Origin of the sequence: Senegalimassilia faecalis, assembly GCF_004135645.1 — a bacterium.
Classification (GTDB): domain Bacteria; phylum Actinomycetota; class Coriobacteriia; order Coriobacteriales; family Eggerthellaceae; genus Senegalimassilia; species Senegalimassilia faecalis.
This window is the reverse complement of sequence record NZ_SDPW01000001.1, coordinates 1,259,663-1,272,916: the sequence shown is the minus strand read 5'-3', so window position 1 is coordinate 1,272,916 and position 13,254 is coordinate 1,259,663. Positions and strand designations below refer to the sequence as shown.

The following is a 13,254-nucleotide window of genomic DNA, read 5'->3' as shown; positions in this document are numbered from 1 at the left end:
CCCCACGTAACCTAAGGCGGCGGCGCACGAGAAGCAACCTGCGCGGATGACGCAAACGCGCTAGCAAATAAGGTTGCAAACGCGAAAATGGTTGCGCAGCTTTGCCAAACTGCAGCGGCGCTAGCGTCACCGCACCGATACGTTGCGCTATGCTACATGCCAAACGATTTCGTTCGCGAAAGTCTCAATGAAACGGTGGGCAAGCGATGGGGCAAGTGTCGCCGAAATGACGGGGGCAGATTTTCCCTTCCCTCTTCGGAAAATTCGTCCCTGCCCACCGGACACGCGGACGCAGCACTATATAGTAAGGAGCAGCAGCATGATGCAGCTAGTCGAAGACATCACGTACCTGGTGAACTACCTGATGGATGAACGCGGCGCCGGCGCGCAGCACGTTGAGCCGCAGGAGGACCCGCGTTGGTTCATGGAGCAGTGGGAGCAGTTCCGCGCGCTGGTGAACACGCGCGAGCCGAAGCCCGCCTCGCCGGCGTTTCTGAAGGTGCAAGACCGCGTTCTGCAGCTGATGGTGGCCGAGCCGGGCATCACCGAGGCCGACGAGCTGCCGCGCATTGCCTCCGACGAGCGCCTGACCCTGTGGCGCGGCGACATCACGGCGCTGCGTTGCGACGCCATCGTCAACGCCGCGAACAGCGCGCTTCTGGGTTGCTGGATTCCCGGCCACCTGTGCATCGATAACGCCATCCACACGTTCGCCGGCGTGCAGCTGCGCCTGAAGTGCGCGCAGATCATGCAGCAGCAAGGTTACGAAGAGCCCGTCGGCCGCGCGAAGATCACGCCCGGCTACAACCTGCCCGCCAAGCGCATCATCCACACCGTCGGCCCCATGACGAAGGGCTCGCCCACCGTCGAGCAGCGCAAACAGCTGACGCAGTGCTACTTGAGTTGCCTTGACGCCGCCGCCCTTGACGGTGCGAAATCCATCGCGTTCTGCTGCATTTCCACCGGCGTGTTCGGCTTTCCGCAGCAAGAAGGCGCGGCCATTGCCACGAACGCCGCGAAGACGTGGCTCGATACGCGCAAACCCGGCGAACCGGGCGCAGACATGCATGTCATTTTCGACGTCTACACCGAGGAAGACGAAGAATACTACCGCGAGATTCTTGGCCCCGATGCCAAGGCCGGCGAAGAGGCTGCAGAGGAGTAAGCAAGAGGCGGTTTGCAAGCGATCGAACAGGCGAAGAAGCCATCAAGGCGCGAGGCGCGCTACGCTAGGAAGCGGTGCGGACGAGACCTAGGGGCAAAATTATTACCAAGCTCGTTTGATTTCGTCTCAAATCCGGAATGCCACTCCGGATTTGAGACGATTCGCCGCGCATCCCGCCAACCGTTTTCAAGCAGTACGCAGCTCGGACTGCAAGGCGGGGCGATTCTGAGCGAATCGCCCCGCCCTTTGGTTTTGCTCTCTCTTATTTCGAGCCCTGTCGTTATAACCCCAGCACGGTCAGGGCGATGGCTGCCGCCAGGATTACGACCGCTGCCGCGAGGGCGGCGTAGTCCATGCCGGCGAGGGGGTATTCCTTGAAGCCGCTTTCGCGAGTGCGCAGGTTGAAGCCGCGCACCTCGGCGGCGATGGCGGCCGAGTTCGTTTTGCGCACCGACGACACCAGAAGCGGCACGCACAGCGGCATCATCAGGCGAATCTTCTTCGCGATGCCGCCGTCGAACTCCACGCCGCGCGCCGTTTGCGCTTCCATGATGCCGGACATATCGTTCATGAACACGGGGATGAAATGCACGGTAGACATGAACGTGAACGCGTACTTGTACGGCACGTGCAGCACTTTGACCAGGGCATTCGCCATATCGGTAAGTTTGGTCACATAGAACACCAGAAACAGCGGCACGGCGCACACCACCAGGCGCACCACAATGAGCACGGCTGCAATGACGCTTTTGGTGCCGATATAGCCCCACGGCAGCGCCACCAGCACATCGCCCTGCGGCGTAAACAACAGCGCGATAAGGGCCAGCAGCAGCGAGAACAGCGCCACCGCGCGTGCCAGGCCCAGCGTTTGCGGCAGCATCTTGCACTGCGCGGCCAGTATAACGTCAAGCACGGCCAAAAGCGCCAGCAGCACGAAGTTGCCCGTGGCGAAAGCGGCAATGACCAGCAGCAACGCCGCCCCCAGCTTCGCCACCGGGTTCATGCGGTGCAGAAAGCTGTCGCCCGGCACGTATTCCAGAAAGCCCTTCATGATGCACCCACCTTCGCGTTCGCGCCTGCCGCTGCAAGCGCCTCGGTCATCTCGTCAAGCGTATTGGCCGCAGCCACCGCCGAATCGGCCGCAACGGCGCCGTCCTCGGCCAGCCGCAGCGCAACATCGACCACCTGCGGCGGCAGCAAGTGCGTGCGCGCCAGGACGTCGCGGTTGCGCAGCACGTCGAACGTGGCGCCATCGGCAACCACCTGACCTGCGGTCATAGCAATGACGCGACGCGCGTAGTCGGCAACCACCTCCATGTCGTGGCACACCATGATCACCGTGGTGCCACGCGCGTTCATGTCCGCGATGGTGTCCATGACCTTCGCGCACTCGCGGAAGTCGAGGCCGGTCGTCGGCTCGTCGAGCACCACCACGGGCGGCTCGAGCACGATGATGGACGCCAACGCCAAAAGCTGCCGCGTACCGCGGTTGAGCAAAAACGGCTCGGCATCGGCATCGAACCCGAAACGCTCGATCATGGCGTCCACGCGCGCCTCGGCTTCGGCATCGGCCCGCCCCTGCGCCCGGAAGCCGAACAGCAGCTCCTCGCGCACGGTTGCGCAGCAAATCTGCCGGTCGGGGTTTTGAAACAGGAAGCCCACCTTCGCTGCAAGTTGGCTGGTGCGCAGCTGCGTAGTGGGCACGCCGTCGATGAGCACTTCGCCCGCCGTGGGCTTCAACAGCCCATTGACCAGGCGCATCGTGGTGGACTTGCCCGCGCCGTTCGTGCCGACGAACGCCACGAAGTCACCGTCGGGGATGCGGAAACTCACGTCCCGCAGGATAGCGAGCTCGCCGTCGTACGACGCGCCCACGTTCTTGAACTCGATCATGCGACGGCCCCTTCCCCGCTCAAAACGCGCTTGCACACCGCAACCGCCTCGTCGACGTTGCGCGCCGCCGGCGCGTTCACCAAGCCGCCGGCGCGCAGGCGATTCACCAAGCTGGTGGAACGCGGGCAGTTCACGCCAATCTCCAGCAGCTCGTCGGAATGCTCGAGCACCTCGGCCGGCGTGCCCTGGAAGCGGATTTTGCCGTCGTCGACGATCAGCAGCATATCCGCGAAATCCGACAGCAGCGCGATCTTCTGTTCCACCACGATGACCGTCGTGTCGTTTTCGCGAGCGTAGCGTGCCAGCAACTCGAACACGGCCAGCGACGACGCGGGGTCAAGCTCGGCCGTAGGTTCGTCGAGCACCAGCACGCGCGGCTTCAGCGCGATGACCGACGCAACCGCCACCTTCTGCTTCTGCCCGCCTGAAAGCTCGGCGATGCCGCGATGCCGCAGGTCAGCGATTCCCATGGCGTCAAGCGCCTCGGCCACGCGCGCCTCCACCTCGTCCTTCGGCACGCCGAAGTTCTCGAGGCCGTACAGCACCTCGTCCTCCACCACCGACGACACCATCTGCGAATCGATGTCCTGGCACACGCTGCCCACCAAGCGGCTGATGTCGGTAAGCGACGCCTCGCACGTGTCAAGGCCGTCGATAAGCACGCTGCCGTAGAAATCACCCGGGTAGCAATGCGGGATGATGCCGTTGAACGCGTAGGTGAGTGTGGACTTGCCGCTGCCCGCCGCGCCGGTGATGCCGACGAACGCGCCATCGGGAATGACCAGGTCGATGCCGTGCAGGATGGGCTCGGCCCCCTCCCGATAGCGAAACGACAATTGCGAAATCTCGATCATGGAAACCCCTTCAGGTAAGCGGGCAAGCAAGTGGAAAGCTGGCAAATAACGCAGGTGGCGAAGAGTCAGCGAGGGCGCTTCTGGTGCCCAAGATTGCCCTGAGCGAACAAGCCAGTGGCTTGTTCACAAACCATCTATGCGCCCGAGCGGGCGCGCCCAGCTCAGCTGGGCATTGGCCTTTCGGCCATGCCCGTGAAGCTGAAGGGCAAGATGGGGTGCCAGAAGCGGCCGCAGCGTCGAGCGTTTTCGTTTTGCCGTAGGCAAAACGGAACCCTACTAGCGCTTCAGGACCGCACGCAGGACGGGGGCGAGGATGGCGGCCAGCACAGCGTTCATGGTTGCGGTGCCGAACACCATGACGGCGTACACGCCGAACACGGCAATCGGGGACAGATGCGCCACGGCCACACCCACGATCAGGGCAAACGTGTAACCGGAAACAACGGTGGACAGGAAGGTGATGATGGCAGGGGCGGCAACGTTCTGAAACGCCTTGTTGTCGGCGGCAACCTTCACGAACGCGGTGACCAAAAGGCCGCACACCAAAGCACCCAGCATCTCGGAGGCGATGTTCACCAGCGGCGTGGCGTTCAACATGGGCAGCTGGCTGACCAGGCCGACCAGCAAGCCGATGATGACGGACTGGAACACTTTCGGACGCGTAAGGATGATGGCCAGGCAATACATGGCAATCATGAAGTTGGGCTTCATGCCCGCAAAGCTAAGGAAGCTGGAAACGGTAAGCTTGAGCACGGCGCCGGCGGCAATGAGCACGGCCACCAAAATCAGATCTTGTACGGACAGGCCCTCCTTCTTCGTGGAGGCGGCCACCGTACGCTTCTGGGCTGCAACATTGTTCGACATGATCCTCATTCCTTTCTTGGCGGAGTTTCCGCCGGTCATTGCCCGTCCCCGGGCTTTCGGTCTGCCGGCAACGAACGCGAATGAGGTTGTGCAACCCGCGGGTGCAAGTAAAGCTGGGCTTGCGGCTATGGCGACTCGCCGTGCCCGTGGCCCGAGTTTCCGCAAAATAAAAAACGTCTGTCCTTTGAGATAAAGGACAGACGTTACATCTGCGGTGCCACCTTTACTTGGCTCCCGAAGGAACCCTCTCACGAACATGCCAACACATGTTCTGCCCTTAACGCAGGCTCACGGTCCAGATACTCAGTTGCCACGTGCCGCACGGTTGTGTCGCACCTGCCAACCTTTCCCCTTTCCCTCGGCGAACCATTTACCACCCAGCATTTCTGCGGGATTCCCAGCAACACCCGCTCTCTGTGAGCGCTTATGATGGCTTGACTTTCGCCTCAACGGTTTCAAGGTATTAAGTTGTATCAGAAAGATACGTGATGGCCCGCGTTCGCGCAAGACCCAAATTTCGCGAATTTACCATCGCGAAACAAAAGCCCGGTTAACGGCAACCAAGCGCATCTGGCAAGGGGGGCAGGGCGGTTGCCACACGGCAAGGCTCGCCCCCTTAACGGAAAGCCCGCCTCCATGCGACAAACGACCTGTCCCCCTTGCCAGATGTCGAGTGGCACGAAATCGAACTTTCCAAGCCTGAAAACATTCGCGCGGGATTTTTTGGCACGATTTTGAACTTTCCGGGCCTGTTTGCGGCCGATTCTCGCCAAATGGGCACGATTTCGAACTTTCCGAGCCTCGTCGGCGGAAATTCGATTCGGAAAGTTCGAAAACGTGCCAAAACGCAGCAACGGGTTGCCCGACTGAACTCGAGCGTCAGCCTGACACCGCAAAACGGAGCAGAGGGAACCGCCCTTGTTACCCGCGCAGCGTGGCGCGCAGACGATTGGGGTTCAGTAGCAGGTCGAAGGCGTCAAGCGGGCTGGTTACTACGACGTCGGCGCAGGTCAGAAGCTTAGCGCAGGCGCCTTCGCCCCTATAACCGCGATGGACAGCGCCGCTTCGCCGAACATGGCGATGTCGTTGAAGCCGTTGCCAATGCACACGCAGCCCGCGGCGCCCAACTCGCGCACGATAGACGCCTTGCAGACGCTGGCATCATCGCGGTCGAACACGCGCACGTTGACCGGAAGCCCCTCGCATTGCGCGCGCACCGTGCCGAACGTGTCTGCAGTCAGCACGCTGACCTGCGCAAACTCGGCCAAGCGTTGAACGCGCTGCGCCACACCATCCGCAAGGTGCCCATCGGTGGCAATGGTGCCGTTGTAGTCGCACACCACGTGGCAAACCTCAAGCACGCCCCGCCCCGGGATATCGATAGTCAACATGCAGAGTCGTTCCTTCCACTTGGGCGACAAGCGCCGCCGTGTTTCTTTCGCCAAACGAGTTTACCCGCATTTGCGGGCGCACCGGCCATCACACTTGCCAGCCCGCCAGTTTCGCCCGGCCAACGCAAAGAAGCCCGATGGGCAATGCTTGCTCATCGGGCTTCCTAAGGAGGGGGGCAAACGTTATCGCGCGAAGTCGGGGCGAAAACAACCCTGCCGCGCTTCGCTGTTACGCGCCGACGCCCATCGCGAAGAACGCGTAGCGGGCAACGGCCACGCTGGCAAACGTCAGGACAAGCACGGCAACCGCAGCCGTCTTCCCCGCCAGCTTGCCGCAACGCGCGCGGTCTTGCCGCCGCGCCAAGAAATCACCAGGTCAACAACAATAACGATGCCCAGCGCAATCGCCCAGTACGACTCCTGTGAAATGCCCGACGCCGGGTTCGCCATGCCGTTCATGAAGCGCAGCGGCTGACCCAGATGCGCCAACGTGCCGCACAAGCCGATGCCCAGCGGCACCACGCACACCAGCGGGAACAGCCAAGGCGTCTTCGCCTCGCGGCCGTTGCCGCACACCGCGTCAACGGCATACGCACCCGCCGCAAAACCGGCGAATGTCGTGAACGCCAACAAAGGAAGCACATGCAAAATCATGTTCACCAACCGCCTTACACGTAATAGACCGACGGGTTCGTACCCATCTCGGGAAGGTACTGAACGCCCTTTTTCTGCTGCAGCAGCTTGCTCAGCTCGCTTTCCGGGTCGTTCAAGTCGCCGAACACGCGCGCGTTTGCCGGGCAGGCTTCAGCGCAAAACAGCTTCTGACCTTCGGAAATGCGGTCTTTGCAGAACGTGCACTTGCTCATGATGTGGTGCACGTCGTCCATGGACGGGGCTCCGTAGGGGCAGGTCCACGTGCAATACCCGCACGCGATGCAGCGGTCCTGGTCCACCAGCACCAGGCCGGTTTCCGCGTCCTTGTGCATGGCGTGGGTGGGGCAATGCTTCACGCACGCCGGGTCTTCGCAGTGGTTGCACAGCATGGGGCGAAACGCCAGATGTGTGCGCGGGAACGCGCCCGTGGCCTGGTACAACACGTCGCCATCGTGCCGTTTTCCACGATGAGCTGGCCGAAATGCTTGGCGTGCACGTGAACTCCATCACGAACAGTGTCAGCGCGCTGCGCAAGGCAGAATGCGTGGAGCGCCAGCGCGGCGCGCTGGTCATCACCGATTTCAAGAAGCTCAAAAACGTAGCGGAAAACCTCATTGTGAAGAAATAGGCGCCGTTGACGCACCGGCAGGAATGCGGCAAGCATCCGGCAAGAGGGCAGGTTCCGCAGCCACTTCTACCCCACATTGTGAGAAAGATTTGTTGACAGCGAAAGGATTGTGTGATTCGACCCGCGCACCTCTGGGCGGCATCCTTTGCGCGCGTTACTATCGTGAACAACACAACGGCGTCTTGCTCGACGTCCCCGGCTTGCTTGCCAGCACCGGGGACGTTGTTTTTGTCCGACGCCTTCCCTATCCGAATCCGAGAGCGCATATGCGTTTGGCGAGCCCGCGGGCCGCCCTTGGCTTGTGCGCTCATCGGGCAAGCGCGCGGCCGTACCCGCGCCGCGCAGAGAGGAGCCGCTCATGGCTAACTGGGGCTTGACCCGCAAGCAGATCGTCATGCTGGCCGTGCTGGTGTTCGGCACGTTCGTCACGGTACTCAACCAAACGGTGGTGTCGCCGGCGCTGCCGTCCATCATGTCCGAAATGAACGTCGACGCCGCAACGGCGCAGTGGTTGACCACCGGGTTTACGCTGGTCAACGCCATCATGGTACCCATCACCGCTTTCCTGACCGACCGCTTCACCACGCGCCGGCTGTTCTTGACGTCCATGATTTTGTTCACGTGCGGCACCGCGCTTGCCGCCTGGGGCCCAAGCTTCCCCGTGCTGCTGGGCGGCCGTTTGGTGCAGGCCGCCGGCGCCGGCATCCTTATGCCGCTGGTGATGACCGTGCTCATGTGGACGTTCCCCGTCGACCGCCGCGGCACGGCCATGGGCGTGTTCGGCATCGTCATCGCGTTCGCCCCTGCCGCCGGCCCCACCGTTGCCGGCATCATCATCGACCAGGCGAACTGGCATGTCATGTTCTGGATCATCGCGGCGTTGTGCCTGGTGGTCATCTTCTTCGCCGGCGCGGTGCTTGAGCGCGGCGGCGAAACGAACAAGGACGTCACGCTTGACGTGCCCTCCGTCATCCTGTCCACCATCGGCTTCGGCGGGCTTTTGTACGGGCTTTCGGCCATCGGCAGCTACGGCGTGACCGCCGATTCCGCCGCCGGCGTGGTCATCGGCGCCGTGGCGCTCGCGTTCTTCTTCCGCCGTCAGCTGCGTATGGAGCAACCCATGCTCCAGGTGCGCGTACTGGCCAACCGCAAATTCCTCATCGCCACCATCATCGTCATGCTGGTGCAGGGCGCGCTGCTTGCCGGCGGCATCCTGCTGCCCATCCTGCTGCAGTCCTACATGGGCTTTTCGGCCACCACATCGGGCCTGGTGCTGCTGCCCGGCGCCATTATCATGGGCGCCATGGGCCCGGTTGCCGGCCGCCTGTTCGACAAGCACGGCCCGCGCGTGCTGGCCGTCACCGGCACCGGCATCCTGGCGCTGACCACGTCGGCGTTCGTCTTCATGGGCCCGGGCACGGGGCTGGTTACGCTCACCGCCATCTACACCGTGCGCCTGTTCAGCCTGTCGCTGGTGAACATGCCCATCTCCACGTGGGGCATGAACGCCCTGCCCGATAAGCTGGTGAACCACGGCACATCGGTGCAGAACACATTTCGCCAGGTGGCAGGCTCGCTGGGCACCGCCATCATCGTGTCGACGTCCACGGCCGTGCAAAACGCCGTGGCCGGCTCCACCGACGCCACAACCGCCGGCGTGTTCGGCATCCACATGGCGTTCGTGGTTGCCACGGCGCTGTGCGTCATCGGCTTCGTGCTGACCGTGGCGCTGGTGCGCAACAAGCCCGGCGACGAAGCAGCCGCCGACGAGGACAACAAGCATCGCAGCCTTATCGAGCAGATCATGAAGCGCGACGTGTACACGTTGCCCGAGGACGCCACCGTGCTTGAGGCCATGCAGCTGCTGGTGAACAACCACATCAGCGCCGCACCGCTGGTGGACGCAACCGGCAAGCCCACCGGGTTCATCTCCGACGGCGACATCATGCGCTACCTGTCCAAGCGCGGCCAGATGATCATGGACCCCGTGGTCATGATCGTGCAGACCGTGGACGCCTACGCCGACCACAAGGACTACGCGCACAAGCTCGAGCACCTTATGAGCATGAAAGCCTCCGACATCGGGGCGAAGGGCATTATCGGCGTGAACGTGCACGCCGACCTGCCCGAAGTGTGCCGCGTGCTTGGCGAGAACCACCTAAAGAAGGTGCCCGTGCTTGACAACGGCATCATCGTCGGCGTGATCAACCGCAGCGACATCACGCACTTCAGCATGGAACGCTACCTGGCCGACCGCGCCGAAGCACAGTAAACGAAAGTGGCTCCAACCGCTCTTGGTTGGAGCCACTTTACGGTTCTGGGCGGCTTTGCCGGTGAAGCGTCGCGCTTTTCGCCTACGGAAGCTTTGCGACCAGGCATTTTAAAATCAAAGCGCGAGCAAGGGCTCCCAAAACCATCCAGAACCGTTGGAGGCAAGGCAAAATCAAGCGCCAGAAACGCCGAAACCGCCCACAACAGCTATAGCCAGCACGGCATGCGCGGCAAGCTGTCGCACGCACGACGAAAACCCGCCTACACGGCAACGCCCACCGTTAGGCGCATCATATAGAACGCGAAACGCATGATGAAGATGCCGGCGAACGACAACAAGCACGCAACGCACAGCCTGGTTGCCACCCGTTTCGAAAACGCAAGCAGCGCCCCGGCAGCTTGGACTTGCCCTGCGCGCCGCGACACCACGTGCATCGTGGCGGCCGCCAGCACGCACCCGGCAAGCGCAAGCACCGTTGCTGCGGCAAGCATCTGCCAGTAATGCGGAACCAGCTCAACCGCGGTTGTCGCCGGGTTGCCCAGCCCGGCCATCATGCTCCCCTGCACCACGTACACCGCCACGTTGGCGAAAAGCGCCACCACGGGAACGCTCATCAACGCCAGGCCGAAGCGCCCCGCAAGCGCGCCCCAGCGCGCAACATACAGGGTGAGCGCCGCCAGCAAAGGCCCTCCCACCAGCGCATTCAGCCATAGCGAAACGGGCACGGTCGGCAGGTTCCACGTGGGAATGGTGTCAACGGAATACGCAACGGACACCATGGCAACGAACACCGCGCCCGTAACCATAATCAAAACAAGCACCGCCCGCTGCAACCAAGCCACGGGCTTCGCCGAAAACGAATACAGCCAGTACAGGCCGCAGCACGCCAGAAACGCCACGGCGCTGCTCACCTCGTTCGACAGCGGGCTTAACCCCACGTGCATGAACACGTACAGCGCGTTGGCGGGATTGCCCAGGTGCGTAGCCGACGCGATAAGCCCCACCATGGTCACCACCAGCGGAATGCACATGAACTTGTTGATGCGCGCGCGAACGTCGCTGCCCAGCTTCGCGAACAGCAGCACCGCCGCCACAATGGCAAGCGCAACCGCGCCCGACGGCGCCAGCGTGGTGAACAGCACCAGCGTCACTTCGCCGAATGCGGTATCGAACCCTGAAATCATCAGCTTCCCCCACGGCGGGCTGCACCCGGCGGTGCGCCCGCATACGCAAACAGGTTGGCCGGGCACACGCCCAACCAACCTGCACAGCAATGGTTATCGATAGAATCGGGGCGTTTCCACCTCAAGCCCCAGTGCGTCTTGCAAGCCGTCCAAGCTTGCCTTCGTCAGGCGCGCAAGCCCCTCGTAAAACGAGTGCTCAGCAGCTTCGGCCAGCTCGTCCAGGAAGTGCCCCGCCCACGTCAGCAGGTGCAGGCGAAGGAACTCTTCCAGATTCTCGGGCTGATACTGCGCCAGCCACGCCATCAAAGCCAGCAGCAGGCCGATGTGGTCCTCGGGCGTGCGCTCGTCAACGATGCGCGCCACGCCGTGCTCGCGCATCCATGCGCGCAGCTCAAGCGTGGTATCGCCGAACACCACGCACTCGCGATCGGTATACACCGAACCCCACGGCGGTGCGGGCTTCGCGCCGGGGCCGATGAACAAGCGGCGATATTCCCACATCAAATCGTCGTCACCGCAAAACGCGCCGCCCTCGCTCATTGCGCGGCTTGCGGCAAGGCCTTCCACCATCATCGCCAAATCGCGCGTGGCCTCGGCCTCGTCTGCAAACGGCCACTCCGCGCCGGCGGCCTGCGCGTCAAGCGCGGCAACGGCGGCGAACTCGGCGCCCGCCAAGCCCGTGCGCGGGTCCTGCAAGAAAAACGGGCCCAGCGTGTTGCCCAGAAACGCAACGCCCTCAAGCGTCGCTTCATCAAGATTGGCCATGCAATCCCCTCTCGTTGTTCGCAAACAACCATGATATAGCAAAGGGCGCGCCCGCATGCCGGACGCGCCCCGAATCGAATCGCTAAACTACTAGCCGACGTACAGGCCAACGCTCAGCTGCACCGCGTAGAACGCCATGCGGCAAGCGAACACGCCCACCAAGGCAACCACGGGGGCCACGGCGGCCAGCGCCGCGGACTTCGTGTTGCGCAGCGCGGCGAACGCAGCGGCGGCGGCAACCACCAGGCAGATGACGCCCACCCACATGGGAGCGGTTGCGCCGGCAACCAGGTCGGCGCCGTCAACCAGCGCGTTGCTCATGCCGGAGACGCCCATGACCTGGGCAACCGTACCGGCAATGCCCAGCACCAGGCCAAGTGCGGCCACAACCAGGGCCGCCATCTTGAAGCTGCCGGCCACGGCATCCTCAAGAGCGCCGGCCAGCGCCAGCACCAGCACGCCCAAAGACACGCCGCCCAGCAGGCAGAAGCCCACGATGGCAACGGGAACCATGGGGGTGTTCCACGAGGCGATGGTGCCCATCATGTAGGCAGCGCCCGTGAAGCACGCGAACACCACGGCCATCACGGCGACCACGGCGGAGAAGCCCTTGCGAGCACCCTCGCCCAGCTTGCCGGCAAGCGCCACGATCCAGTACACGATGGCCAGCACGGCGAACACGCAGCCGGCAACCAGCTCGTTTGACAGCGGGCTTGAACCCACGCCGGCGAACACGCCGAATGCATGCATGGGGTTGGCCAGGTGGAAGAACGCGCAGATGAAGCCCGCGATCAGCACAACAACCGGGATGGTGGTCATGCGGTCGATTTTCTTCAGCTGCTCGTCAGAGAACTTCGTGGTGAAGAAAGCCACGGCCAGCGCGATGAACGCGCCTGCGGCAACAGGCGCCAGCGTGGTGAACAGAGCCAAAGGCAGCTCGGCCATCATGCTACATCACCTCCAGGGGATTCATAACCTTACCTTTTTCGCTTCCGCTCGGCACGGCGTGCTTCGATGCGGTCGCGTACAGGTTAGGAGACGTGTACTTTTTCTCGGGCAGCGGCGCGAAATCTGCCTGCTCGCCCTTCTTCTTCATCTCATCGACATCGCCGAACTCCAGGGCGTGCATCGGGCACGCCTCGACGCAGATGGGCATTTTGCCCTCGGCAACGCGCTCAGCGCAGCCGTCGCACTTCACGCTATGGCCCTTTTCGCGATCGACGCGCGGAGCGTTGTACGGGCAAGCCATGTGGCAGTAACCGCAGCCGATGCACTTGTCGGCATCAACCGTGACCAGGCCCGTTTCGGGATCTTTGTGCATGGCGGTTGTCGGGCACACTTTCGTGCACGCCGGATTGTCGCAATGGTTGCAAGCCACCGACGTGTAGTACGCGAACGTGTCCGCCGTCCAGCAGCCATCGGAATCCTGCTTCCAAGAGCCGTCGCACACTTCATACACGCGGCGATACCAGAACTCTTTGCTCAAATCATGGTAGTCGGCGCAAGCCAGCTGGCAGGTTTTGCAGCCGGTGCAGCGCTGACCATGGAAAAAGAACGCTTTCTGAGTCATCCTTGCTACCCCCC

Annotated in this window: 14 protein-coding genes; 3 read left to right on the top strand and 11 right to left on the bottom strand. The window is 62.7% G+C overall.

Annotated features, from left to right (window positions below; genetic code table 11):
* The first annotated feature begins 319 nt into the window (after window positions 1-319).
* Entirely contained in the window at window positions 320-1,165 is an 846-nt protein-coding gene (locus ET524_RS05315; protein ID WP_236648256.1) for a protein-ADP-ribose hydrolase, read from the top strand.
* Window positions 1,166-1,445: 280 nt separating this feature from the next.
* Here ET524_RS05315 and ET524_RS05310 read toward each other — a convergent pair whose 3' ends face one another.
* The 7 genes from ET524_RS05310 to ET524_RS05280 all read right to left on the bottom strand — a co-directional run bounded on the left by ET524_RS05310 (window position 1,446) and on the right by ET524_RS05280 (window position 7,264).
* Window positions 1,446-2,216, bottom strand: a complete 771-nt coding sequence (locus tag ET524_RS05310) for an energy-coupling factor transporter transmembrane component T family protein (RefSeq protein ID WP_129423852.1) — start codon at window positions 2,214-2,216, stop codon at window positions 1,446-1,448.
* The gene (locus ET524_RS05305) at window positions 2,213-3,058 is read right to left on the bottom strand and encodes an energy-coupling factor ABC transporter ATP-binding protein (protein WP_129423850.1); all 846 of its coding nucleotides are present in this window, start codon (window positions 3,056-3,058) and stop codon (window positions 2,213-2,215) included. Before ET524_RS05305 ends, ET524_RS05310 begins: the two co-directional genes overlap by 4 nt.
* Window positions 3,055-3,912: an energy-coupling factor ABC transporter ATP-binding protein gene (locus ET524_RS05300; protein ID WP_129423848.1), complete on the bottom strand. Its 858-nt coding sequence runs from the start codon at window positions 3,910-3,912 to the stop codon at window positions 3,055-3,057. The genes ET524_RS05305 and ET524_RS05300 overlap by 4 nt, the downstream gene beginning before the upstream one ends.
* A 276-nt stretch (window positions 3,913-4,188) precedes the next feature.
* Complete coding sequence (locus ET524_RS05295; protein ID WP_201738681.1) at window positions 4,189-4,776, bottom strand: tryptophan transporter; 588 nt, start codon at window positions 4,774-4,776, stop codon at window positions 4,189-4,191.
* A gap of 1,010 nt (window positions 4,777-5,786) precedes the next feature.
* Window positions 5,787-6,167, bottom strand: a complete 381-nt coding sequence (locus ET524_RS05290) for an ATPase P (RefSeq protein ID WP_201738680.1) — start codon at window positions 6,165-6,167, stop codon at window positions 5,787-5,789.
* Between the two features lie 288 nt (window positions 6,168-6,455).
* Window positions 6,456-6,821 carry a DmsC/YnfH family molybdoenzyme membrane anchor subunit gene (locus ET524_RS05285; protein WP_129423846.1) on the bottom strand — a complete coding sequence of 122 codons (366 nt, stop codon included), beginning with the start codon at window positions 6,819-6,821 and terminating at the stop codon, window positions 6,456-6,458.
* Between the two features lie 14 nt (window positions 6,822-6,835).
* A complete protein-coding gene (locus tag ET524_RS05280) occupies window positions 6,836-7,264 on the bottom strand; it encodes a 4Fe-4S dicluster domain-containing protein (RefSeq protein WP_201738679.1) in 429 nt (142 codons plus the stop codon).
* On the opposite strand from ET524_RS05280, the gene ET524_RS05275 reads away from it, so the two are divergent.
* Both ET524_RS05275 and ET524_RS05270 read left to right on the top strand, forming a co-directional pair.
* A complete protein-coding gene (locus ET524_RS05275) occupies window positions 7,228-7,449 on the top strand; it encodes a helix-turn-helix domain-containing protein (RefSeq protein ID WP_269089548.1) in 222 nt (73 codons plus the stop codon). The genes ET524_RS05280 and ET524_RS05275 overlap by 37 nt on opposite strands.
* Window positions 7,450-7,807: 358 nt before the next feature.
* Window positions 7,808-9,721, top strand: a complete 1,914-nt coding sequence (locus tag ET524_RS05270) for an MDR family MFS transporter (RefSeq protein WP_129423842.1) — start codon at window positions 7,808-7,810, stop codon at window positions 9,719-9,721.
* A 260-nt stretch (window positions 9,722-9,981) separates the two neighbouring features.
* On the opposite strand, the gene ET524_RS05265 is transcribed toward ET524_RS05270, so the two are convergent.
* From ET524_RS05265 to ET524_RS05250, 4 genes are all read right to left on the bottom strand, one after another.
* Entirely contained in the window at window positions 9,982-10,905 is a 924-nt protein-coding gene (locus tag ET524_RS05265) for a dimethyl sulfoxide reductase anchor subunit family protein (RefSeq protein WP_129423840.1), read from the bottom strand.
* A 93-nt stretch (window positions 10,906-10,998) separates the two neighbouring features.
* On the bottom strand, window positions 10,999-11,670 hold the full coding sequence (gene dmsD, locus ET524_RS05260) for a Tat proofreading chaperone DmsD (protein ID WP_129423838.1): 672 nt from the start codon (window positions 11,668-11,670) through the stop codon (window positions 10,999-11,001).
* Window positions 11,671-11,760: 90 nt separating this feature from the next.
* On the bottom strand, window positions 11,761-12,618 hold the full coding sequence (locus tag ET524_RS05255; protein ID WP_129423836.1) for a dimethyl sulfoxide reductase anchor subunit family protein: 858 nt from the start codon (window positions 12,616-12,618) through the stop codon (window positions 11,761-11,763).
* Window position 12,619: 1 nt separating this feature from the next.
* Window positions 12,620-13,240 carry a DMSO/selenate family reductase complex B subunit gene (locus ET524_RS05250; protein ID WP_129423834.1) on the bottom strand — a complete coding sequence of 207 codons (621 nt, stop codon included), beginning with the start codon at window positions 13,238-13,240 and terminating at the stop codon, window positions 12,620-12,622.
* Window positions 13,241-13,254: the final 14 nt, after the last annotated feature.

Coding starts and splice junctions, on each gene's coding strand:
- ET524_RS05315 (WP_236648256.1), top strand. CDS start 320: ATGATGCAGCTAGTCGAAGACATCACGTACCTGGTGAACTACCTGATG.
- ET524_RS05310 (WP_129423852.1), bottom strand. CDS start 2,216: ATGAAGGGCTTTCTGGAATACGTGCCGGGCGACAGCTTTCTGCACCGC.
- ET524_RS05305 (WP_129423850.1), bottom strand. CDS start 3,058: ATGATCGAGTTCAAGAACGTGGGCGCGTCGTACGACGGCGAGCTCGCT.
- ET524_RS05300 (WP_129423848.1), bottom strand. CDS start 3,912: ATGATCGAGATTTCGCAATTGTCGTTTCGCTATCGGGAGGGGGCCGAG.
- ET524_RS05295 (WP_201738681.1), bottom strand. CDS start 4,776: ATGTCGAACAATGTTGCAGCCCAGAAGCGTACGGTGGCCGCCTCCACG.
- ET524_RS05290 (WP_201738680.1), bottom strand. CDS start 6,167: ATGTTGACTATCGATATCCCGGGGCGGGGCGTGCTTGAGGTTTGCCAC.
- ET524_RS05285 (WP_129423846.1), bottom strand. CDS start 6,821: ATGATTTTGCATGTGCTTCCTTTGTTGGCGTTCACGACATTCGCCGGT.
- ET524_RS05270 (WP_129423842.1), top strand. CDS start 7,808: ATGGCTAACTGGGGCTTGACCCGCAAGCAGATCGTCATGCTGGCCGTG.
- ET524_RS05265 (WP_129423840.1), bottom strand. CDS start 10,905: ATGATTTCAGGGTTCGATACCGCATTCGGCGAAGTGACGCTGGTGCTG.
- dmsD (WP_129423838.1), bottom strand. CDS start 11,670: ATGGCCAATCTTGATGAAGCGACGCTTGAGGGCGTTGCGTTTCTGGGC.
- ET524_RS05255 (WP_129423836.1), bottom strand. CDS start 12,618: ATGATGGCCGAGCTGCCTTTGGCTCTGTTCACCACGCTGGCGCCTGTT.
- ET524_RS05250 (WP_129423834.1), bottom strand. CDS start 13,240: ATGACTCAGAAAGCGTTCTTTTTCCATGGTCAGCGCTGCACCGGCTGC.